Origin of the sequence: Citrobacter freundii ATCC 8090 = MTCC 1658 = NBRC 12681 (assembly GCF_011064845.1) — a bacterium.
Lineage (GTDB): Bacteria > Pseudomonadota > Gammaproteobacteria > Enterobacterales > Enterobacteriaceae > Citrobacter > Citrobacter freundii.
In genome coordinates this window covers 1,264,205-1,285,875 of record NZ_CP049015.1, presented here as the reverse complement: position 1 = coordinate 1,285,875, position 21,671 = coordinate 1,264,205, and the positions used below count along the sequence as shown (strand labels likewise).

General features: G+C 53.7%; 19 protein-coding genes and 1 other annotated feature. Of the genes, 8 read left to right on the top strand and 11 right to left on the bottom strand.

Going from position 1 to position 21,671, the window contains the following annotated elements; translation table 11 throughout:
- Positions 1–21 precede the first annotated feature (21 nt).
- A complete protein-coding gene (locus tag G4551_RS06110) occupies positions 22–723 on the bottom strand; it encodes a hypothetical protein (protein ID WP_003835896.1) in 702 nt (233 codons plus the stop codon).
- A 255-nt stretch (positions 724–978) separates the two neighbouring features.
- Here G4551_RS06110 and copA point away from each other — a divergent pair, with 255 nt between their 5' ends.
- From copA to ybaK, 3 genes are all read left to right on the top strand, one after another.
- On the top strand, positions 979–3,480 hold the full coding sequence (gene copA / locus G4551_RS06105) for a copper-exporting P-type ATPase CopA (protein ID WP_003835898.1): 2,502 nt from the start codon (positions 979–981) through the stop codon (positions 3,478–3,480).
- A gap of 100 nt (positions 3,481–3,580) precedes the next feature.
- On the top strand, positions 3,581–4,375 hold the full coding sequence (locus tag G4551_RS06100) for a TraB/GumN family protein (protein WP_003835900.1): 795 nt from the start codon (positions 3,581–3,583) through the stop codon (positions 4,373–4,375).
- Positions 4,376–4,577: 202 nt separating this feature from the next.
- Entirely contained in the window at positions 4,578–5,057 is a 480-nt protein-coding gene (gene ybaK, locus G4551_RS06095) for a Cys-tRNA(Pro)/Cys-tRNA(Cys) deacylase YbaK (protein ID WP_003021794.1), read from the top strand.
- A gap of 107 nt (positions 5,058–5,164) precedes the next feature.
- On the opposite strand, the gene ushA is transcribed toward ybaK, so the two are convergent.
- Positions 5,165–6,817 (bottom strand): bifunctional UDP-sugar hydrolase/5'-nucleotidase UshA, encoded by a 1,653-nt coding sequence (gene ushA, locus G4551_RS06090; RefSeq protein ID WP_003835902.1) that lies wholly within the window; start codon positions 6,815–6,817, stop codon positions 5,165–5,167.
- Between the two features lie 174 nt (positions 6,818–6,991).
- On the opposite strand from ushA, the gene fsr reads away from it, so the two are divergent.
- The gene (fsr, locus tag G4551_RS06085; protein WP_003021788.1) at positions 6,992–8,212 is read left to right on the top strand and encodes a fosmidomycin MFS transporter; all 1,221 of its coding nucleotides are present in this window, start codon (positions 6,992–6,994) and stop codon (positions 8,210–8,212) included.
- A 225-nt stretch (positions 8,213–8,437) separates the two neighbouring features.
- A complete protein-coding gene (ybaL, locus tag G4551_RS06080) occupies positions 8,438–10,117 on the top strand; it encodes a YbaL family putative K(+) efflux transporter (protein ID WP_003835904.1) in 1,680 nt (559 codons plus the stop codon).
- 91 nt (positions 10,118–10,208) lie between these two features.
- Here the strand turns inward: ybaL and gsk are convergent, their stop codons facing one another.
- On the bottom strand, positions 10,209–11,513 hold the full coding sequence (gsk, locus tag G4551_RS06075; protein WP_003021781.1) for an inosine/guanosine kinase: 1,305 nt from the start codon (positions 11,511–11,513) through the stop codon (positions 10,209–10,211).
- 152 nt (positions 11,514–11,665) lie between these two features.
- On the opposite strand from gsk, the gene aes reads away from it, so the two are divergent.
- Positions 11,666–12,625, top strand: coding sequence for an acetyl esterase (gene aes / locus G4551_RS06070; RefSeq protein WP_003835907.1), 960 nt, complete (start codon positions 11,666–11,668; stop codon positions 12,623–12,625).
- Here the strand turns inward: aes and hemH are convergent.
- From hemH to G4551_RS06030, 8 genes are all read right to left on the bottom strand, one after another.
- Positions 12,622–13,584, bottom strand: a complete 963-nt coding sequence (gene hemH, locus G4551_RS06065; protein ID WP_003021775.1) for a ferrochelatase — start codon at positions 13,582–13,584, stop codon at positions 12,622–12,624. The genes aes and hemH overlap by 4 nt on opposite strands.
- 163 nt (positions 13,585–13,747) lie before the next feature.
- On the bottom strand, positions 13,748–14,392 hold the full coding sequence (gene adk, locus G4551_RS06060; protein WP_003021773.1) for an adenylate kinase: 645 nt from the start codon (positions 14,390–14,392) through the stop codon (positions 13,748–13,750).
- A 232-nt stretch (positions 14,393–14,624) separates the two neighbouring features.
- Positions 14,625–16,499 (bottom strand): molecular chaperone HtpG, encoded by a 1,875-nt coding sequence (htpG, locus tag G4551_RS06055; protein WP_003021770.1) that lies wholly within the window; start codon positions 16,497–16,499, stop codon positions 14,625–14,627.
- A 110-nt stretch (positions 16,500–16,609) separates the two neighbouring features.
- Positions 16,610–17,215: a recombination mediator RecR gene (gene recR / locus G4551_RS06050; protein WP_003021767.1), complete on the bottom strand. Its 606-nt coding sequence runs from the start codon at positions 17,213–17,215 to the stop codon at positions 16,610–16,612.
- The gene (locus G4551_RS06045) at positions 17,215–17,544 is read right to left on the bottom strand and encodes a YbaB/EbfC family nucleoid-associated protein (protein WP_003021764.1); all 330 of its coding nucleotides are present in this window, start codon (positions 17,542–17,544) and stop codon (positions 17,215–17,217) included. The genes recR and G4551_RS06045 overlap by 1 nt, the downstream gene beginning before the upstream one ends.
- A 57-nt stretch (positions 17,545–17,601) precedes the next feature.
- Positions 17,602–19,533 (bottom strand): DNA polymerase III subunit gamma/tau, encoded by a 1,932-nt coding sequence (gene dnaX / locus G4551_RS06040; RefSeq protein WP_003835912.1) that lies wholly within the window; start codon positions 19,531–19,533, stop codon positions 17,602–17,604.
- Positions 18,205–18,269: a sequence feature (DnaX frameshifting element), on the bottom strand. Its footprint overlaps the gene before it by 65 nt.
- Before the next feature lie 210 nt (positions 19,534–19,743).
- On the bottom strand, positions 19,744–20,295 hold the full coding sequence (gene apt / locus G4551_RS06035) for an adenine phosphoribosyltransferase (RefSeq protein ID WP_003021759.1): 552 nt from the start codon (positions 20,293–20,295) through the stop codon (positions 19,744–19,746).
- 193 nt (positions 20,296–20,488) lie between these two features.
- Complete coding sequence (locus tag G4551_RS06030; protein WP_003835914.1) at positions 20,489–20,866, bottom strand: DUF454 family protein; 378 nt, start codon at positions 20,864–20,866, stop codon at positions 20,489–20,491.
- A gap of 69 nt (positions 20,867–20,935) precedes the next feature.
- Between G4551_RS06030 and priC the strand changes: the two genes are divergently transcribed.
- The gene (gene priC / locus G4551_RS06025) at positions 20,936–21,463 is read left to right on the top strand and encodes a primosomal replication protein N'' (RefSeq protein WP_003021753.1); all 528 of its coding nucleotides are present in this window, start codon (positions 20,936–20,938) and stop codon (positions 21,461–21,463) included.
- 14 nt (positions 21,464–21,477) lie between these two features.
- On the top strand, positions 21,478–21,639 hold the full coding sequence (rsmS, locus tag G4551_RS06020; RefSeq protein ID WP_003021750.1) for a pleiotropic regulatory protein RsmS: 162 nt from the start codon (positions 21,478–21,480) through the stop codon (positions 21,637–21,639).
- Positions 21,640–21,671 lie beyond the last annotated feature (32 nt).

Sequence of the window (21,671 nt, the reverse complement as noted above, 5' to 3'; positions counted from 1 at the left end):
ATAATTGCGGGGCTTATTTTTTTATTGATGGTACTCAACAATATTACCTGTATTTAAATCAACTTTAGCCGATGCACTATCTTTAACTGTTGCCCCATAAGCATTGCTGCCTTGGTAGGTTGTTGTGACCACAGCATATGGTGCAGATCCAGATAGAACAAACCGATAATTAGTCTCTATGTGCTTGAATGAGGATGGGTCATTCATATTGTCTTTAATAGCAGATGTTAATGGGCGATACGAACTATCGAATGACCTAACGTTACCCATGAAGGTATCAAAATTCACCATGTTAGCGAGCAATGATGGATCTCTACCATAATCCTGTTTGCACCAGTCGAGGGCCTCTTTGGATTTAACGTTATCATCTTTGGTAAACGAATGCTGACTAATGCAATTGTAGAAATCACCAGAGGCTGATAGAGGAATGTTGGCCTGAGTTAAGTAACCATCAATAAATTTTAAGCGTTCGTCTTTTCCCAGCTTTCTCCACTGCTTAAGAGTTGTATCCGTATATTGAGCAACGTTTTCAGTCGTACCGGCCTTAGATTCAGGTTGGTCAGAGCAAGATTTAATTGCACTAGGTACAGCAATAAGTATAACGGCAAGACCGGCAACTACATGCCACCATCGTTCACCAGGTCTCTTTGAATCACAATATGGGCATTTTTTTGCCTTACGTTCCACTTCGCCACCACACTTCCTGCATGTCGTCATTGCCATCTATGGCACTCCTTTAGTTGAGGATATTGCGTCGGAAGTTTAGCCGCTATAAGTAACCAAAAAAAGTAAAAAGCCCCGCAACTATCTGCGAGGCTTTGTCTTTGTAAAGTGGACACTTTTTTCGAAGTGTGGACGCTATGTGGACGCTGATTTTAAAAATCCCTTTCAATCAGCAATTTAAACCCTTGACCTTCCCCTTGCTGGAAGGTTTAACCTTTATCACAGTCAGTTAAATCTGCAATGAAGGAGTTGGTTATGTCTCAAACAATCGATCTAACCCTGGACGGCCTGTCCTGTGGTCACTGCGTAAAACGCGTTAAAGAAAGTCTGGAACAACGTCCGGATGTTGAGCAAGCGGATGTCTCCGTGACAGAGGCGCATGTTACCGGGAGCGCCAGCGCAGAAGCGCTGATTGAAACCATCAAACAAGCCGGTTACGGCGCGGAGTTAAGCCACCCAAAGGCTAAACCGCTGACGGAGTCATCAATCCCGTCGGAAGCACTGGCAGCGGTCCCTTCCGAGCTTCCGGCAGCTACGGCTGATGATGACAGCCAACAGTTGCTGTTAAACGGCATGAGCTGCGCCAGTTGTGTGACCCGTGTACAAAATGCATTGCAAAGCGTACCGGGTGTCACCCAGGCACGGGTAAACCTGGCGGAACGCACTGCGCTGGTAATGGGCAGTGCCTCCGCCGCAGATTTAGTGCAGGCGGTAGAAAAAGCAGGCTACGGCGCAGAAGCCATTGAAGATGATGCTAAGCGCCGCGAGCGTCAGCAAGAAACCGCCGTGGCAACCATGAAACGTTTTCGCTGGCAGGCAGCCGTCGCGCTGCTGCTGGGTATCCCTGTCATGGTATGGGGAATGATTGGCGACAACATGATGGTGAGTGATGACAACCGCAGCCTGTGGCTGACGATTGGTCTGGCAACGCTTGCGGTGATGGTTTTCGCGGGCGGTCACTTTTACCGCAGCGCATGGAAAAGCCTGATGAACGGCACCGCGACCATGGATACGCTGGTGGCGCTCGGAACCGGGGTGGCCTGGCTCTATTCCATGAGCGTCAACCTCTGGCCGCAATGGTTCCCAATGGAAGCGCGACACCTCTATTATGAAGCCAGCGCCATGATTATTGGTCTGATTAACCTCGGACACATGCTGGAAGCGCGGGCTCGCCAGCGCTCGTCCAAAGCGCTGGAAAAACTGCTTGATCTGACGCCACCGACCGCACGCGTCGTTACTGACGAAGGTGAAAAGAACGTGCCGCTGGCAGACGTTCAGGCGGGAATGTTACTGCGCCTGACCACCGGCGACCGCGTGCCGGTCGATGGCGAAATCACCCAGGGCGAAGCCTGGCTGGATGAAGCTATGCTCACCGGTGAGCCGATTCCGCAGCAAAAAGGTGAAGGCGATAGCGTCCACGCCGGTACGGTCGTACAGGACGGTAGCGTGCTGTTCCGCGCCAGCGCCGTTGGCAGTCACACCACGCTGTCACGCATTATTCGTATGGTGCGTCAAGCGCAAAGCAGCAAACCGGAAATTGGCAAACTGGCCGACCGTATCTCCTCGGTGTTCGTTCCGGTCGTGGTCGCCATTGCGCTGGTCAGTGCGGCTATCTGGTATTTCTTTGGACCAGCACCGCAGATTGTCTATACGCTGGTCATTGCCACCACCGTTCTGATTATCGCCTGCCCTTGTGCGCTGGGTCTGGCAACGCCGATGTCGATTATTTCCGGCGTGGGGCGTGCCGCTGAGTTTGGGGTACTGGTACGCGATGCCGATGCGCTGCAGCGCGCCAGCACGCTCGATACTCTCGTCTTTGATAAGACCGGGACGCTGACTGAAGGCAAACCGCAGGTTGTCGCCATCAAAACGTTTGGCAACACCGATGAAGCGCGGGCAATTCATCTGGCTGCAGCCCTTGAACAGGGTTCCAGCCACCCGCTGGCCAGGGCGATTCTGGACAAAGCAGGCGATGTCTCGCTGCCGCAGGTCAACGGTTTCCGTACGCTGCGCGGGTTAGGCGTCAGCGGCGAGACCGAAGGTCATACGTTGCTGCTGGGAAATCAGGCTCTGCTCAATGAACAGCAGGTAGATACCACTGAAATGGAGGCTGAAATCACCGCTCAGGCTTCCCAGGGTTCAACTCCGGTCCTGTTGGCGATTGATGGTAAAGCAGCAGCGCTGTTAGCGGTGCGAGATCCACTGCGTAGCGACAGCGTGGCAGCGCTCCAGCGCCTGCACCGCGCCGGGTATCGTTTGGTGATGCTGACCGGCGACAACCCAACGACCGCCAACGCCATTGCCAAAGAGGCGGGTATTGACGAGGTGATTGCGGGTGTTCTGCCGGACGGTAAGGCCGAGGCGATCAAGCGTCTGCAGAGCCAGGGGCGTCAGGTCGCCATGGTCGGTGACGGTATCAACGATGCGCCTGCGCTGGCTCAGGCCGATGTAGGGATCGCCATGGGTGGCGGCAGCGATGTGGCGATTGAAACAGCCGCGATTACGCTGATGCGTCATAGCCTGATGGGCGTTGCGGATGCGCTGTCTATCTCCCGGGCAACGCTACGCAATATGAAGCAGAACCTGCTCGGCGCGTTTATCTACAACAGCATCGGCATCCCGGTTGCCGCTGGGATTCTGTGGCCGTTCACCGGCACGCTGCTCAACCCGGTAGTCGCCGGGGCGGCGATGGCGCTTTCTTCCATCACCGTGGTGAGCAACGCGAACCGATTGCTGCGCTTCAAACCTAAAGAGTAACCCTTTGCCGGATGGCGCTATCAACTGCGCCATCCGGCAATTCACACATTGCGACTTTTCCGGCCACGCGCTAGCATGGTTCTCCACTTAGGGAGGTCGTATGGATTTGTTATACCGGGTAAAAGCATTATGGTCTGCACTGCGCGGCAACCACTATACCTGGCCTGCCATCGACATCTCTTTGCCCGGCAACCGCCATTTTCATCTGATTGGCAGCATTCACATGGGCAGCCGCGATATGGCGCCTCTGCCTGCCAAATTACTCAAAAAGCTCAAGCATGCCGATGCGCTGATTGTCGAAGCGGATGTTTCCGGTGACGACGCGCCGTTTGCCGACCTTCCGATCTTTGCTGCACTCGAAGAACGTCTCAGCCCGGAGCAGTTAGAAAACCTGCGTAAAGTCACCAACGAACTGGGCATTTCCCCATCCCTGTTATCTACTCAGCCGTTGTGGCAAATTGCCATGGTATTACAGGCAACGCAGGCACAGCAGCTAGGGCTGCGAGCGGAATACGGGATTGATTATCAACTGTTGAATGCGGCTAAACAGGCGCATAAACCGATAATCGAACTGGAAGGCGCATCCAGTCAAATCGAGCTGTTATGTCAGTTGCCTGATAACGGACTGGCCCTGTTGGACGATACTCTGACGCATTGGCATACCAATGCCAGACTGCTCCAGCAGATGATGGGCTGGTGGCTTGAAACGCCGCCGCACAATAGCGAACTGACGCTTCCCAATACCTTTAGCCAGTCGTTGTATGACGTATTGATGCATCAACGCAACACAGCCTGGCGCGATCGGCTCAGAGCGATGCCTGCTGGTCACTACGTCGTGGCCGTTGGCGCGCTGCATTTATACGGAGAAGGAAATTTGCCGGAGATGTTACGGTAAAAAAAAATGGCCAATATCTCTATTGGCCCGTCAAAGAGGAATTTCATCATTATTATGATCCCGGCGCTTAAAGCGTCGGTGTAGTTCGATTGTCGCTCAAAGTCATCATCCTGCCAATACTATTGCGCAAGATGGTACTATTTTTTAGACAGACATCAGGCGTATGCTTGAGTCGTATTTTGTCTGGGCCAGGAAAATTGCTATGACACCCGCCGTTAAATTACTCGAAAAAAACAAAATTTCTTTCCAGATCCACACCTACGATCACGATCCGTCCGAGACGAACTTTGGTGATGAAGTGGTGCGAAAGTTAGGTCTGAACGCGGACCAGGTTTACAAAACGCTGCTGGTTGCCGTGAATGGCGACATGAAGCATCTGGCGGTCGCCGTCACACCGGTAGCAGGTCAACTGGATCTCAAAAAGGTTGCCAAAGCATTGGGTGCCAAAAAGGTCGATATGGCCGATCCCATGGTCGCGCAACGCACTACCGGCTATCTGGTAGGCGGTATTAGCCCGCTGGGGCAGAAAAAAAGATTGCCGACGCTTATCGATGCGCCTGCCCAAACGTTTGACACCATTTATGTTTCCGGCGGCAAACGCGGGCTGGATATCGAACTGGCAGCGAGCGATCTGGCGAAAATTCTGGATGCGAAATTCGCCGATATCGCCCGCCGGGATTAAGCGGTTATAGAATGAATGCCTGATGGCGCGCAGCTTTAAGGCCTACAAATCGCACTGACCTGTAGGCCGGATAAGGTGCCAGCACCGCCATCCGGCACTCCGCCCTGTTACTGCCAGCTCACCTCACCCTTCGGCTCATACGCACTGGCATCCAGCGGTGAGTTCTTCTGTACGTACTCTTTCAGCACTTCCGCATCAATAAACCCGGTATTCACATAGCCTGGTTTGTTATCAATGCGCGGATAGCCATCACCGCCGGTGGCGTTGAAGCTCAGCGTTGCCATACGATAGGTTTTGGCTGGGTCAACAGGTTCGCCTTTGATTTTCAAATCGTTAAGCTTGCCTTCTTTCGCTACAAAGCTGACGTTGGCAAACTGCGGGTAGGCTCCGGAGTCCGGCTTCATTTGCGCCACCGCGGTCAGATAATCAATCACTTCTTTCCCGCTCATATCGGCATACACCACGATGTTGCCAAACGGCTGTACCTTCAGCACGCTCTTATAGGTGATATCGCCACCTTCGATGGAGTCACGGATACCGCCGCCGCTCATCACGCCAAAATCAGCGCTGGTTCGCGCCATTTGCGCAGCCAGCAGCAAGTGCCCCATATTGGTTTGCACGAAACGGACTTTGCTACGGTCGCCTTCGAGGCGCGCATTGACGCTACCGATTTTCACGTCGAGCTGCGCTTTACCTTTATTCTGGAACGGCGTCAGCAGCGAAAGCATTTGCTGATTTTCAACAATCTCCGGGGTGTAGAGTACGCGCTCACTTTTACCGTTGTCCCAGGTCACTTTTTTCTTCAGATTAACGGGAATGAGCTGGTAGTTAACCATTTTCATTTCGCCGTTACGGAACTCAAAGTCCGCCCGGCCCACGTATTTGCCCCACTCGTGTGCCTGTACAATCCAGATCCCATTTTGCTTATCTGGCGCACACGGCGTACCCGGTACGTAATCAACCTGCTTCTTATTTTCCGCAGCCATACACACCGGATCCTGCGAGTGGCCACCGACAATCATCGCCAGCGAACCTGCTGGAAGGCTGCGCGCCATTTCGACATCGCCAGGGGCGTTCGAGCCGTGGTTGCCGTTGTCATAATGTCCCATATGGGTGGTCGCGACAATGATGTCTGGCTTTTCACCCATATTCAGTTCCTGAATAACCAGTTTGGCTTCATCAGCAGGTTTACGGAATTCGATATCGGTAAAGAACTCGGGGTTGCCAATTTTCGCCGTATCGTCAGTGGTTAAACCAAGTACGGCAATTTTTAAATCCTGGCGCTTAAAGATGGCCCACGGCTTAAATAAACGCTCGCCGGTGCTTTTCTGATAAATGTTGGCCGAGAGAAACGGAAATTTGGACCATTTTTCCTGCTGGCGCAATACGCTAAGCGGATTATCAAACTCGTGGTTTCCGACCGCCATCGCGTCATAGCCAATCAGGTTCATACCGCGGAAATCAGGTTCCGCATCCTGCAGATCGGACTCCGGTACGCCGGTATTGATATCACCACCAGAAAGCAGCAGTACGCTGCCCCCTTCCTCAGCCACCTCTTTACGAATACCGTCCACCAGCGTTTTTTGCGCCGCCAGTCCGTATTCCCCATATTCGCTACGCCAGAAGTGACCGTGATGATCGTTGGTATGCAGAATGGTAATTTTGTAGGTTTTATCTTTTTCGTACGCCTGAGCTGGCTGACCTGCCAGCGTAAATGCGGCTAATAACGCCAGCGCCACGCCCCGTTTTAAAAACTTCATATTTCTCTCCCTGAGCCAAAATCAACGACTGAAATTACAATGATATGAAATAATAGTCGAAAATGTTTTCAGAAATGAGACTTCCTTCAAACACCTTCCGCAGGTATGTTAGTCAGGTAATAATAACAAATTAGATTACCCTCATAATCGCAACCCAAACAGAAGTGACTTTCTATGGCAATAAGTGAACCAACCCAGCCTGTCGCTGGCGCGTCAGCGTCGGTTGCTAAAGCACGCACCTCATTTGGCATTTTAGGAGCGATCAGCCTCTCCCATTTGCTAAACGATATGATTCAGTCGCTGATCCTGGCGATTTATCCGCTATTGCAGTCAGAGTTCTCGCTGACGTTTATGCAGATCGGGATGATCACCCTAACCTTCCAGTTAGCTTCTTCGCTGCTGCAACCGGTGGTGGGTTACTGGACGGACAAATACCCGATGCCGTGGTCGCTGCCCATAGGAATGTGCTTCACGCTGAGCGGGCTTGTTTTGCTGGCCATGGCCGGCAGCTTCCATATGGTGCTGCTCGCCGCGGCGCTGGTTGGCACCGGCTCTTCGGTATTTCACCCGGAATCGTCCCGTGTGGCGCGTATGGCCTCCGGCGGTCGCCACGGCCTTGCCCAATCGATTTTCCAGGTTGGCGGCAACTTCGGCAGCTCACTGGGACCGTTGCTGGCGGCTGTCATCATCGCGCCATATGGTAAGGGTAATGTGGCCTGGTTTGTTCTGGCTGCGCTATTAGCGATTGTCGTCCTGGCACAAATCAGCCGTTGGTATGCCGCGCAGCATCGGATGAGTAAAGGAAAGCCGAAGGTCGCTATCGTTAATCCGTTGCCGCGTAATAAAGTGGTGCTGGCTGTAAGCATCCTGCTGGTACTGATTTTCTCCAAATACTTCTATATGGCGAGCATCAGCAGCTATTACACCTTTTATCTGATGCAAAAATTCGGATTATCGGTACAAAACGCCCAGTTTCACCTGTTTGCCTTCCTGTTTGCCGTCGCGGCCGGGACGGTGATTGGCGGACCATTAGGCGATAAAATTGGCAGAAAATATGTTATTTGGGGGTCTATCCTCGGCGTTGCGCCATTTACCCTCGTTTTACCCTACGCAACGCTGGAATGGACCGGGATTTTAACCGTGATCATTGGTTTTATCCTCGCATCGGCGTTTTCTGCCATTCTGGTTTACGCACAGGAGTTGCTTCCTGGGCGTATCGGCATGGTTTCTGGGTTATTTTTCGGTTTTGCCTTCGGCATGGGTGGCTTGGGAGCCGCGGTGTTAGGGCTGATTGCCGACCATACCAGTATCGATTTGGTCTACAAAATATGTGCTTTCCTGCCACTTCTGGGGATACTGACCATATTCTTACCTGATAACCGACATAAAGCCTGATTTTCTGACGGCCAAAGGTAAACTTTGGTCGTCATCACTTACAGTGACCATCAGCGTTTGCCTCAAACATCCCCTCGTAGTTTTCCGATCCGTGCTTTTTTTCCTTTAAAATCCTGTTTTCTTCAAAATTCAATAATTATTCATAAACATAAACATTAAAATTGTCATAAACTATTACTCGCAGTTTGGGTTTTTAGGATCATCACAGCAACCAAAGGAGACGGAATGCATCACGCCACCCCGCTTATCACCACCATTGTCGGCGGCCTTGTACTCGCTTTTATATTAGGCATGATTGCCAATAAACTACGTATTTCTCCTCTGGTGGGATATCTGTTAGCGGGCGTTCTGGCCGGTCCATTTACACCTGGTTTTGTTGCTGATACTAAGCTCGCGCCTGAACTGGCCGAGCTTGGCGTTATTCTGCTGATGTTCGGCGTCGGGCTGCACTTTTCCCTGAAGGATTTGATGGCGGTAAAGTCAATCGCCATTCCCGGCGCGATTGCCCAGATAGCAGTGGCAACGCTGCTGGGTATGGCGCTTTCAGCTGTATTAGGCTGGTCGCTGATGGTGGGGATCGTGTTTGGTCTGTGTCTTTCAACCGCCAGCACCGTGGTGCTACTGCGTGCGCTTGAAGAACGACAGCTCATTGACAGCCAGCGCGGGCAAATTGCCATTGGCTGGCTGATTGTCGAAGATCTGATGATGGTACTGACGCTGGTTCTCCTGCCAGCCGTCGCCGGAATGTTGGAAAAAGAAGATGTCGGCTTCGCTTCTCTGGCTGTCGATATGGGCATTACCATCGGTAAGGTGGTGGCGTTTATCGCGATTATGATGCTGGTGGGTCGTCGCCTGGTACCGTGGATTATGGCCCGCAGCGCCGCAACCGGTTCACGCGAACTGTTTACCCTCTCAGTCCTCGCCCTCGCCTTAGGTATCGCCTTCGGCGCAGTAGAGCTGTTCGATGTCTCCTTTGCACTGGGCGCGTTCTTCGCCGGTATGGTGCTGAATGAATCTGAGCTGAGCCACCGTGCGGCGCATGACACCCTGCCGCTGCGCGATGCGTTCGCCGTGCTGTTCTTCGTTTCCGTCGGAATGCTGTTCGATCCGTTAGTCCTGATCCAGCAGCCGTTGGCAGTACTGGGCACGCTGGCGATTATCATCTTTGGTAAATCCCTTGCCGCCTATTTCCTGGTGCGCATGTTTGGTCACTCTCAACGCACGGCGCTCACCATTGCCACCAGTCTGGCGCAAATTGGTGAATTTGCCTTTATCCTGGCGGGTCTGGGAATGGCGTTAAACCTGCTGCCGCAGGCCGGACAGAATCTGGTGCTGGCAGGGGCAATCCTGTCCATAATGCTCAACCCGGTGCTGTTCGCGGTGTTAGAAAAATATCTCGCCAAAACAGAAACGCTGGAAGAGCAGACTCTGGAAGAGGCTATCGAAGAAGAGAAGCAAATTCCGGTGGATATCTGCAATCACGCCCTGCTGGTTGGCTTTGGTCGCGTCGGCAGCCTGCTGGGTGAGAAATTGATGGCTGCCGGGATCCCGCTGGTGGTTATCGAAACCTCACGTACCCGGGTGGATGAACTGCGCGAGCGTGGGATCCGCGCGGTGCTGGGAAATGCCGCTAACGAAGAGATCATGAATCTGGCGCATCTGGATTGCGCACGCTGGCTGTTGCTAACCATTCCGAATGGCTATGAAGCGGGTGAAATTGTCGCTTCCGCTCGTGAGAAGTGCCCGTCGATTGAGATTATCGCCCGCGCACATTATGACGATGAGGTGGAATATATTACTGAGCGCGGAGCCAATCAGGTCGTCATGGGCGAGCGTGAAATCGCCCGTACCATGCTGGAGCTAATTGAAACGCCGCCTGCCGGTGAAGTTGCTACCGCCAGTTAATGTTACGTGCCGGATGGCGGCGTAAAACGCCTTATCCGGCCTGCTATTGCTACGCGTAGGCCCGATAAGCGTAGCGCCATCGGGCAAGAACTCAGCGATCCCAGTACGACTCTTCAAGACTGTCTTCACGTTCCGGCAAACCGCGCGTCAGGCGCGGTGAATGCTGGTTCAGCACCTGGTAACTCACGCGGTTAGCATATTTACACACCTGGGCTAGAGACGAATAGGTCAGCCAGGTGAACTTGTGCTTGCTGGAGTTAGGCACGTTACTGCGGTGATAGCTGTTGGCGGTAATATCATGCAGCAATGCCGCCAGCGCGCCGTCGCCAGCACCGTTGGTATTCATTATCTTTTCTGGCCCGCCCATATATGGCGCGATGTGCGAATACACGCGCAGCGGATTGGTACAGTCTTTATGGCGCATGGCGCGGCTGAATTCGTACTGATTGAATTCGGCAATCGCTCCAGGCAGCAGCGGATGCTGGGTTTTACGTTTGACTTCTTCTTCCGTAAAGCCCGCCATATACAGACCCGCCGGACCCGCAGTGCACAGCACCAGATCCACCCAGTCCAGCGCCTTGTCAGACGCCAGCAGCGGATCGTTCTCGCCGGTCAGCGCTTCAGCCTCTTCTTCATTCATCGCCAGAATAGAGACATGCTCTTTGAGGAATGCCTGCCACCATTGCGGGTTATCGGCAATGACGAATTTGGTGCCCAGCGTCAGTACCACCGGCACATTGTGTTTTTTAGCGTATTCAATCGCCTTCATGGTCGCTTCCGGCATCGGCTCGCCCGGCTCGCAGCGCACCAGATAGGACGTCAGCACCAACGCGGACGCTCCGGCAATTACCGATTCAGGGATGCTATCCGCCCGTAGCTTATTCATATGCCCAGGGCTAATGGCGAAGGTACGCTCTCCGGATTCACCAATCAGCGTAAAGCAACGACCAATCGGTCCATTAACGCCTTGCAGGTAGTTCAGATCGGTACGGCTGGAGGTATTGCATAAATAACGGTACGCATAGCTGCCAATCTCGATATTGCTGCACATCACGCCCAGCAGCACCGAGCGGTCATCCGCCAGCACGGAGTAGTTGTGCATCGTGTTACCGATCGTACCGCCCGCAAACTGATGGGTGATCAAATTTTCACGCACCAGTTCCTGATAGAGCGCTTCTGCGACATCATCGGCAATCACCAGAGAATGCCCGGCGCTTAATCCATAACGTTTTACAAAGTCATCATCCACTTTGGCTTCAATATCCACCAACGTCTGGTCGATGCCCACCACCCAGGCTGCGCTGGTTTCATTTTCTGGCTGAATTTGTTGCAGCAACGGATCGCGCGCGCTGACGGGAAAATAGTGTTTGGATTTACGTTTACCGGGAAATTTCATGGTCGATTTTACGGGTGGTTAACTGAGCGATGCATGGTAGCACATTCCCTGCAGCGCATGCGATGCGACGCTGAGTTTCAATATCGGACGGTGAGATCGCAGTTTATCCGGGATTAATTTCTACAATAACTCACCTTCACAAGGAGCGTTTTATGAAGCCGGAAAACAAAATCCCCGTACTCGACAAAATTTCGGATGAAATGAAAAGCGTGGTGAATTTTCATCGCGACGATTTGCCGCCGTGGCCCGCTGCCGATGACTTCGTGGCCCAGCGCCAACACTACATTCATGAGCGGCGGCTGTGGAATGCCGATGCTCCGCAGATGCATACCCGAGAATGCGTGATTTCTACCGCGTGCGGCCCCGTTGCCACACGCATCTACGCTCCGCAGCCCCAAAGCCAGGCCACGCTGTATTACCTGCACGGCGGCGGTTTTATTCTCGGTAATCTGGATACCCATGACCGTATTATGCGTTTACTTGCGCATTACACCCAGTGCACGGTGATCGGCATCGACTATTCGCTGGCGCCGGAGGCCCGCTACCCACAAGCCATCGAAGAGATCGTCGCCGTCTGCCAGTACTATCATCAACATGCTGGCGACTATTCCCTCAATATCAATACGATTGGTTTTGCGGGCGATTCCGCCGGAGCCATGCTGGCGCTTGCCAGCGCGCTGTGGCTGCGGGATAAACGCATTGCCTGCGGCAAGGTGGCTGGCGTGCTGTTGTGGTATGGGCTTTACGGGCTACAGGATTCACTGAGCCGACGGCTGATGGGCGGAGCGTGGGATGGGTTAACCCGCGAGGACTTGCAGATGTATGAAAACGCGTACCTACGTAGCGCTGACGATCGCGAGTCACCGTACTATTGCCTGTTTAATAACGACCTGACGCGTGACGTGCCGCCGTGTTTTATCGCCGGCGCGGAGTTCGATCCACTGATTGACGATAGCCGCTTATTATTCCAGACGTTACAGGCGCATCAGCAGCCCTGCCAGTACAAAATGTATCCCGGTACGCTGCACGCCTTCCTGCACTATTCGCAGGTGATGAAAACCGCCGATGAAGCTTTGCAGGACGGCGCGCGTTTCTTTAAGCAACAGCTTTAGCGGTAGGCGGCGGTCAGTTTAACCATCATTTCGATATGTTCCGGTGTGGCATTCAACGCCGGAATATACTCATATTGCTTACCGCCAGCCTCAAGGAAAATCTCCCGGTTTTGCACCGCTATCTCTTCCAGCGTTTCGAGGCAATCAGCCGCGAAGCCCGGACACATAACCTGGATATGTCGGGTTCCTTTCTCCGCCAGCATTTTTAACGTTTCGTCGGTATACGGCGTCAGCCAGGGTTCGCGGCCAAAGCGAGACTGGAAGGTCATCATGACTTTTTCCGGCGGCAGACCAAGCGCTGAAACCAGCTCACGCGTCGTATCGCGACAGCGCTGCGGGTAGTCATCGCCTTCATCGGCGTAGCGCTGCGGAATGCCGTGGTAGGAGAGCAGCAGTAAATCAGGTTCGCCATGTTGAGCGAATGAATCCCGGGCACTCTTGGCCAGCGCATCAATGTAGCTGCTGTCATCGGCGTAATCACGAATAAAAGAGACGCCGGGAATACCGCGTTTACGCGCTAAGATGCGCGCCAGCTCGTCCCAGACTGCTGCAACCGTCGAACAGGAATATTGCGGGTACAGCGGTAACACCACCATGTGTTCCACTCCGCTTGCCAACAGTTCATCGACCGCGCTTTCGAGCGATGGCGAACCGTAGCTCATCCCCAGCGCGACAGGGGTATCAGGCAGACGTTGTGCCAGCGCCTGCTGTTGCGCCTTGCTGTAGACCATCAGCGGGGAACCGTCTTCCATCCAGATTGACTGGTACAGCTTTGCCACACGCGGCGCTCGCAGCGGCAAAATCACACCGCGCAGCAGCGGCCACCACAGTGCAGGGGACGTATCAACTACGCGTGGATCGCTTAAAAACTGGCGCAGGTAGCGCTTAACGGCTTCGGGAGTTGGGGCATCGGGAGTGCCGAGGTTTGCCAGCAGGATACCGGTTTTCGTCTGACGCATTACCGCCTCTTATCGATTCAAATTGTTGATAATTGTAGCGGAAAAGCGGTAAAGAAGAACTAATTGCTGTGAAAGGTAAGACGAGAATTTGCCTGATGGCGCTGCGCTTATCAGGCCTACGAGATAATGGCAGACCTGATAAGAGGTTTATTACGCGAAAAAATTAGCCGAGGATTTTTTCCAGCGCTGCGCGCACGTCAGCAACTGCCTGAGTGCCATCAACTTTCGCGTATTTGGTGTTACCCGCCTGCGCTTCTTTAGAGTAGTAGCCAATCAGCGGTGCGGTCATCTGATGGTATTCCACCAGGCGCTTACGTACGGTCTCTTCCTGATCGTCTTTACGGGTGGTCAGCTCTTCGCCGGTCACGTCGTCTTTGCCTTCAACCTTAGGCGGGTTGAATTTGATGTGGTAAACGCGGCCAGAAGCAGCGTGTACGCGGCGACCGACGATACGGTCAACGATCAGTTCGTCAGGTACGTCAAACTCCAGAACGTAGTCCACGTTGATGCCCGCTTCTTTCATGGCGTCTGCCTGCGGAATAGTACGCGGGAAGCCATCAAGCAGGAAACCATTACGGCAGTCTTCCTGAGCAATACGCTCTTTTACCAGCGCGATCACCAGCTCATCAGTCACCAGCTTACCGGCGTCCATGATGTCTTTCGCTTGTTTGCCCAGCTCGGAGCCAGATTTCACGGCGGCACGCAGCATATCACCGGTGGAGATTTGCGGAATACCATACTTCTCCATGATGAACTGAGCCTGAGTTCCTTTACCCGCGCCCGGAGCGCCAAGCAGAATGATACGCATTACGAAAATCCCCTTAAAGGTTGTCGATATTTTTTAAAAAGCGCTAAACGATACCACCATCACGCAATTGGCTCAAGGAAGGTAGTCTGCGCTGAAACGGTTAATGGCGGGAAAATTGAAAATAAGGAAAGAAATTGCCGGATGGCGGTGTAAACACCTTATCCGGCCTACGATCAAAAAGATGTTGTAGGCCGGATAAGCGTTAGCGCCATCCGGCATTACATTACAGGTATCAGGATACCAGCAACTGGTTCATACGACGAATGAACTGGTTCGGGTCTTCCAGCGTGCCGCGCTCGGCAAACAGCGCCTGATCCAGCAGCAGCTCAACCCACTCTTTGAACTGTGCTTCGTCCTGAGTATCCGCCGTGCGTTTTACCAGCACGTGGTCCGGGTTCAGTTCAAAGATATATTTCACTTCCGGTACGGCCTGGCCCGCAGCGGCAAACAGTTTCGCCATCTGGGTGCTCATTTCATCCGCATCGGTGGTAACGATGGCTGGCGTGTCGGTCAGACGGTGAGTCAGACGCACTTCTTTCACGCGGTCACCCAACAGGGTTTTCACACGCTCAACGAACGGCGTCAGCGCTTTTTCCGCTTCTTTTGCCGATTCGTCAACTTCATCCGCCAGCTTGTCGATGGACTCGTCAGCTTTAGCAACGGACTGGAATGCCTTACCGTCGAACTCGGTCAGGTAGTTCATCATCCACTCATCGATGCGGTCAGAAAGCAGCAGCACTTCGATGCCTTTCTTACGCAGCAGTTCCAGGTGCGGGCTGCTCTTCGCCGCCGCATAGCTGTCTGCAGTGATGTAGTAGATTTTCTCCTGCCCTTCTTTCATTCGCGACACGTAATCTTCCAGCGACACGGTTTGCGCGGAGGAGTCAGTGTGCGTAGACGCGAAGCGCATCAGTTTAGCGATCGTTTCCTGGTTGGCGTGGTCTTCCGCCGGGCCTTCTTTCAGCACCAGGCCGAACTGCTTCCAGAAGGTCTGGTATTTTTCCGCGTCGTCTTTCGCCAGTTTTTCCAGCATCTGCAGTACGCGTTTGGTCAGCGCGCTGCGCAGGTTACGAGTGACGGTGCTGTCCTGCAGGATCTCGCGAGAAACGTTCAGCGGCAGATCGTTAGAATCTATCAGACCGCGGACAAAGCGCAGGTAGTTCGGCATGAACTGCTCGGCATCGTCCATGATGAAGACACGCTGGACGTACAGTTTCAGACCATGCTTGTGATCGCGGTTCCACATATCCCACGGCGCCTGCGACGGGATATACAGCAGGCTGGTGTACTCCTGCTTACCTTCCACACGGTTGTGGCTCCAGGTCAGCGGGTCAGTGAAGTCGTGGGCGATGTGCTTGTAGAATTCGTTGTACTCGTCGTCTTTGATTTCCGACTTGTTACGGGTCCACAGCGCCTGCGCCTTGTTGATTTTTTCCCAGGAAACCACGGTCTCGCCGTCTTTCTCTTCGGATTTTTCGATCTCTACCGGCAGCGCAATATGGTCGGAATATTTGCTGATGATGGAACGTACGCGCCAGTCATCGAGGAACTCGTCTTCGCCTTCACGCAGATGCAGAGTAATTTCGGTACCACGGTCTTCTTTGGTAATATCAGCAACGGTGTACTCACCCTCGCCCGCAGACTCCCAGAACACGCCGTTTTCCGGCTTATCACCCGCAGCACGGGTACGCACGGTAACTTTGTCCGCCACGATGAAGGCAGAGTAGAAACCAACCCCGAACTGACCGATCAACTGGCTGTCTTTCGCCTGATCGGAGCCCATGGATTCGAGGAAAGATTTGGTGCCGGATTTCGCAATGGTCCCCAGATGATCGATAACGTCATCACGATTCATCCCCACGCCGTTATCGGCAATGGTCAACGTACGCTTATCTTTATCGAAGGAAACACGCACACGCAGCTCACCGTCACCTTCATACAGGTCCGGGTTAGACAGTGCGCGGAAACGCAGCTTGTCTGCCGCATCCGAGGCGTTAGAGATAAGCTCACGCAGGAAGATTTCTTTATTGGAATACAGAGAATGGATCATCAGGTGCAGAAGCTGTTTTACTTCTGACTGAAAACCACGAGTTTCTTGTCCTTTCATGTAGATCTACCTCAACAATGCCATATTCAATGGTAAAAACACGTTGAGGGTGAAATGGGGACAAGCGGGAAGGATTTCAAGCGGAAGCCGCCGTCGCGGCCTCCGTTTGTTCAGAATTTAATCTTGTGTCGTCCTGCCAGAGAGTGCGACAGCGTGGTGCCATCGACCATTTCCAGCTCGCCGCCTACCGGAACGCCATGGGCGATACGGCTGGCTTCAACGCCATATTGCATGCAAAGCTCAGCAATATAGTTGGCGGTCGCCTCTCCTTCGACCGTGGGATTGGTCGCCAGAATCAGTTCGTTGATTTGCTCAGACGCCAGTCGCTGTTCAAGACGATCCAGCCCGATATCATCAGGCCCGATACCGTCCAGCGGCGACAGGTGTCCCATCAGCACGAAGTAACGTCCGGAAAATTGCCCGGTTTGCTCAATGGCGTAGATGTCCGCCGGACTCTCCACCACGCAAATCTGACCGTTTTCCTGGCGACGCGGGTTCGAACAGATGTTGCAGACGTCCTGCTCTGTGAAGGTGCGGCAATCGGCACAGTGGCCGATTTCCGACATCGCCTTCGTTAACGCCTGCGCCAGACGCATCCCGCCGCTGCGATCGCGCTGAAGCAGCGTGAACGCCATGCGCTGCGCCGACTTCGGGCCAACGCCCGGCAGACAGCGCAGTGCTTCCATAAGCTGAGTTAACAGCGGGCTGGTTTGCATCAGAACGGCATCTTAAAGCCAGGCGGCAGCTGCATTCCGGAAGAAACAGAGGCCATCTTCTCTTTCTGCGTCTCTTCAATGCGACGCGCCGCGTCGTTGAATGCCGCAGCAACCAGGTCTTCCAGCATCTCTTTGTCGTCTTCCAGCAGGCTTGGATCGATCTCCACGCGACGGCAGTTATGCGCGCCGTTGATGGTCACTTTTACCAGACCCGCGCCAGATTCGCCGGTCACTTCCAGCTTGGCGACTTCTTCCTGCATCTGCTGCATTTTTTCTTGCATCTGCTGGGCCTGTTTCATCAGGTTACCCAGACCGCCTTTACCAAACATAGGCTTCTCTCTCAATCACGTTAAGGGATGACGACCGTCAAACCATTAGGCTGACGATCAAATGGGGCGAATACTCTCTTCGTCCAGCTCCGCATCGAAAAAACGACGCAGCGTCTGGATGTTATTATCCGCAATAATCGACTCACGCGCCTGCGCGAGCTTCTCTTCATAAATGGCCTGACGCCACTCCAGCGGCGTACGCACCGCAGGATTATCATCTTCAACGATGGTCAATTCAACCGTTGACCCCGTTAAGGAACTCAGTGCTTCGGCCAGTTTTTGCTGCGCGCCACTGGAATTAAGGTGTCGCTGCGTGGAACGCAGGTGCAGGCAAACCACGTTGCCATTCTCTTCTTTCCAGGCATTAAGCGCCACCTGCTCCACCAGTTTAGGCAGCGAGAGCTGGCTCACCTGGGCGGCCCACGGGTCGCGTTCAATGGCTTCAGCCGCAAGCTTTGCTGCCAGTTCCGGCGTTTTTTCATGCTCAAGCGCTTTTTTCAGCGCTTTCGGCGTGGCGACGACTTCTTTGACTTCTGCAACAGGATTGGTCGCTTTCCAGCGATACGCTTCTTTCTTCGCCGGTGCTTTTTCCAGCGCAGAGACTGCCGGGCGCGCCTGAACACGTTCCGACACCGAAGCCAGTCTTTCCAGCGCAGCATTATTCACCGGCCGCGCGCGGGAAGCGGCTGCCGGTTCACTCTTTTTTGCTTTGGTTGCTCCCTGAGCACGTTGCAGTTGACTGCGCGCCGCCAGCACCTGACTGGTGGCATCGGAAAGCGGCACATTCTGTTGCTGTTGCGCTGGCGCAGGTTGCTGCTGTGGCACCTGCGTCGGGGTCATCACCGCTGTGGGTGCGACCGGGGCAAACGACTGGCGCGGGACTTCAGGTTCCGGGAGCGGCATGCGCGGATGAAAAGCCAGCGCACGCAGCAGCGTCATTTCGACGCCCATTCGCCTGTCCGGCGCATACGGCAGTTCTTTGCGCCCGATTAACAGGGTCTGGTAGTAAAGCTGCACATCGGTAGGCGGTACAATTCGCGCCAGTTCACGCATACGCTGTTCAATGGCGGCCATATCGCTACCGAGAGCGGCAGGTGAAAGCTGAACCATGGCAATACGATGCAGCAAAGCCAACATCTCAACCAGCAGCGCTTCCCATTCGATACCACGCGCGGCGGCGTCGTTCACCAGCCTCATCACGCGTTCGCCGTCCGCAGCCACAACCGCTTCAACAAGCGAGAGCGCCTGGTCGTCGTCCAGCGTGCCGAGCATGGTGCTGACCGCGTCGGTCGAGACCTGACCATCGCCGCTGGCAATCGCCTGATCGGTCAGGCTTAGTGCATCGCGCAGGCTGCCGTCTGCGGCGCGAGCCAGCAGTTGCAGCGCACGCGGTTCATGGGCGATATGCTCTTCTTTGAGAATATGCTCAAGCTGATGGCGAATCTGTTCGACATCCAGCGCTTTAAGATGGAATTGCAGACAGCGCGACAGGATGGTCACCGGCAGCTTCTGCGGATCGGTGGTCGCCAGCAGGAATTTGACGTGCGCGGGCGGCTCTTCGAGCGTTTTCAGCAAGGCATTAAAACTGTGGCGCGACAGCATGTGCACTTCGTCGATCAAATAGACCTTAAAGCGACCGCGCGCGGGCGCATACTGAACGTTATCCAGCAGATCGCGAGTATCTTCGACTTTAGTGCGTGAGGCGGCATCGATTTCAATCAAATCGACAAAACGCCCCTGCTCAATTTCCCGGCAGTTATCGCACACGCCGCACGGCGTAGCGGTGATGCCAGTTTCACAGTTTAATCCCTTCGCCAGCAAGCGGGCGATAGAGGTTTTTCCGACGCCACGGGTACCGGAAAACAAATAAGCATGATGAATACGCCCTAACGACAAGCCGTTCGCCAGTGCCGTCAGCACATGTTCCTGGCCGACGACGTCAGCAAAGGTTTGTGGGCGCCATTTTCGGGCTAAGACCTGATAACTCATTGGCAGGCTCTGAAAGGCTGGAGGGTGGATTCACAGGAGGGTAATGCTAACACAACCTCGCAGCAACGGCGAGGTTGACACGTTATATTCGGGCGTTATCGTTGCAGTCAGTTTGGTTTCGGGCAGCGCACAGAAACCGGAGCGTACACGCAGTACGTGAGGATTTCGAGCACTGACCGGGGCCAAAATGGCAAAAAAGATAGCCCTAAATTAGTGGCCCGGGAATGGAACCAGGCTATAACAGGTCAGCCCCTGCTTTTCCAGACGCTGCTCGCCGCCCAGATCAAACAAGTTAATGATAAAGGCAGCATCGGTCACTTCGCCACCCAGACGGCGGATCAGCTTCACGGTCGCTTCAATCGTGCCGCCAGTTGCCAGAAGATCGTCCACAACCAGGACTTTATCACCCGGTTTGATGGCATCAACGTGGATTTCCAGCTGATCGGTGCCGTACTCCAGCTCATAGGTCTCAGCAATAACTTCACGCGGAAGCTTACGCGGTTTGCGTACCGGAACAAAGCCGACGCCCAGCCCCAACGCTACCGGCGCGCCAAACAGGAAGCCACGCGCTTCGGTGCCAACCACTTTAGTGATCCCCGCATTTTTGTAGCGCTCAACCAGCAATTCAATGCTGAGGGCGTAGGCTTTCGGATCTTCCAGTAAACTGGTGACATCACGGAAAAGAATGCCCGGTTTTGGGTAGTCGTGGATGCTTTTGATGCTATTTTTGAGAAACTCAAGCTGCTGTGCAGTCGCGGTCATAAGTTTGTGCCTGATTAATACAGTATTACTTCACGGCGCACTATACACTTCATCCTCGACGTATCTTGAATGATTTTGTGTCTATATTAGGGCCAAGGTTACACTTGGTTAACCTTTGACCATCTGCGCCTGTGCTCGAAAACGGTCGAATTTACTGGCTGCGAGAGACAATTGCAACAGCGATTATTGCGCTTTACTGCTTTTGTTGTTTTTCATCAATCACCGGGATCCGCCACATAAAAATCAGTAAACAGGCGAGAATAACCAGCAGCAGGCCGCGTACCCACATCATATTGACCAGCCAGAGGGAAATAGCAAACGTCACCAGGATCAAAAAAATAGCGCGCGGTTTTGCTCCCGGCGGCATCGCGCGATGTTTTTGCCAGTGACGCAGATACCCGCCGAACCACGAACGGTAAAGCAACCAGTCGTGAAAACGCGGCGATGAGCGGGCAAAACACCAGGCGGCCAGCAGTATAAACGGCGTCGTCGGTAACAGAGGCAATACTACGCCCAGCGTACCTAGCACTACCGCTATCCAGCCAATGATGATTAGAATAATGCGTTGCATAATATCAGTACTTAACACAGAGAATCGCTACTTTAGCATAACAGTTCTCATTTTCATCGGAGTGTTGTTGTGAAAACCGCCATGCTGTTACAGACGCTCGAAAACCAGCTTAACCGCCTGCGACAGCGTTGTGCTCCGCTGGCGCACCACACAACGCTTAGCGCCCGCTTTGACAGGCATCTGTTTCACACGCGCAGCACATTGCTGCAGGCCTGCCTGGATGAAGCTGACGATAATCTTACTGCCCTACGTCGCGCCGTTGAGCAGCAACAACTACCACAAATCACCTGGCTTGCGGAACACCTTGCCTCACAGTTAGAGGCGATTTCACGTGAAACTGCCAGTTGGTCGCTACGCGAGTGGGACAGCGCATCTCCAGGTCTGGCGCGCTGGCAGCGCAAGCGGGTCCAACATCAGGAGTTTGAACGCCGTCTGGTTGAAATGACGCGTGAACGCAAAGAGCGTCTGGCTCAGGCTACCGGCTTTGCAGAACAGCAAAAACTTCATCGTGAAGTAGAAGCATTCGAGGCGCGACTGGCGCGCTGCCGTCATGCTCTGGCAAGAATAGAAAACGTGTTGGCGCGTTTAACCCGTTAATCCCCGGAGAATTTATGTCATTAGAGAACGCCCCGGACGAGGTCAAACTGGCCGTCGATTTGATTGTTTTACTTGAGGAAAATCAGGTTGCACCTGAAACCGTACTGAAGGCGCTGGAGATTGTTAAACGGGATTACGAAAAGAAACAGCTCTCTTCTTCAAAAAACGCGCTATAGCTGAAATGCCTGATAGCGTTGCACTTACCAGG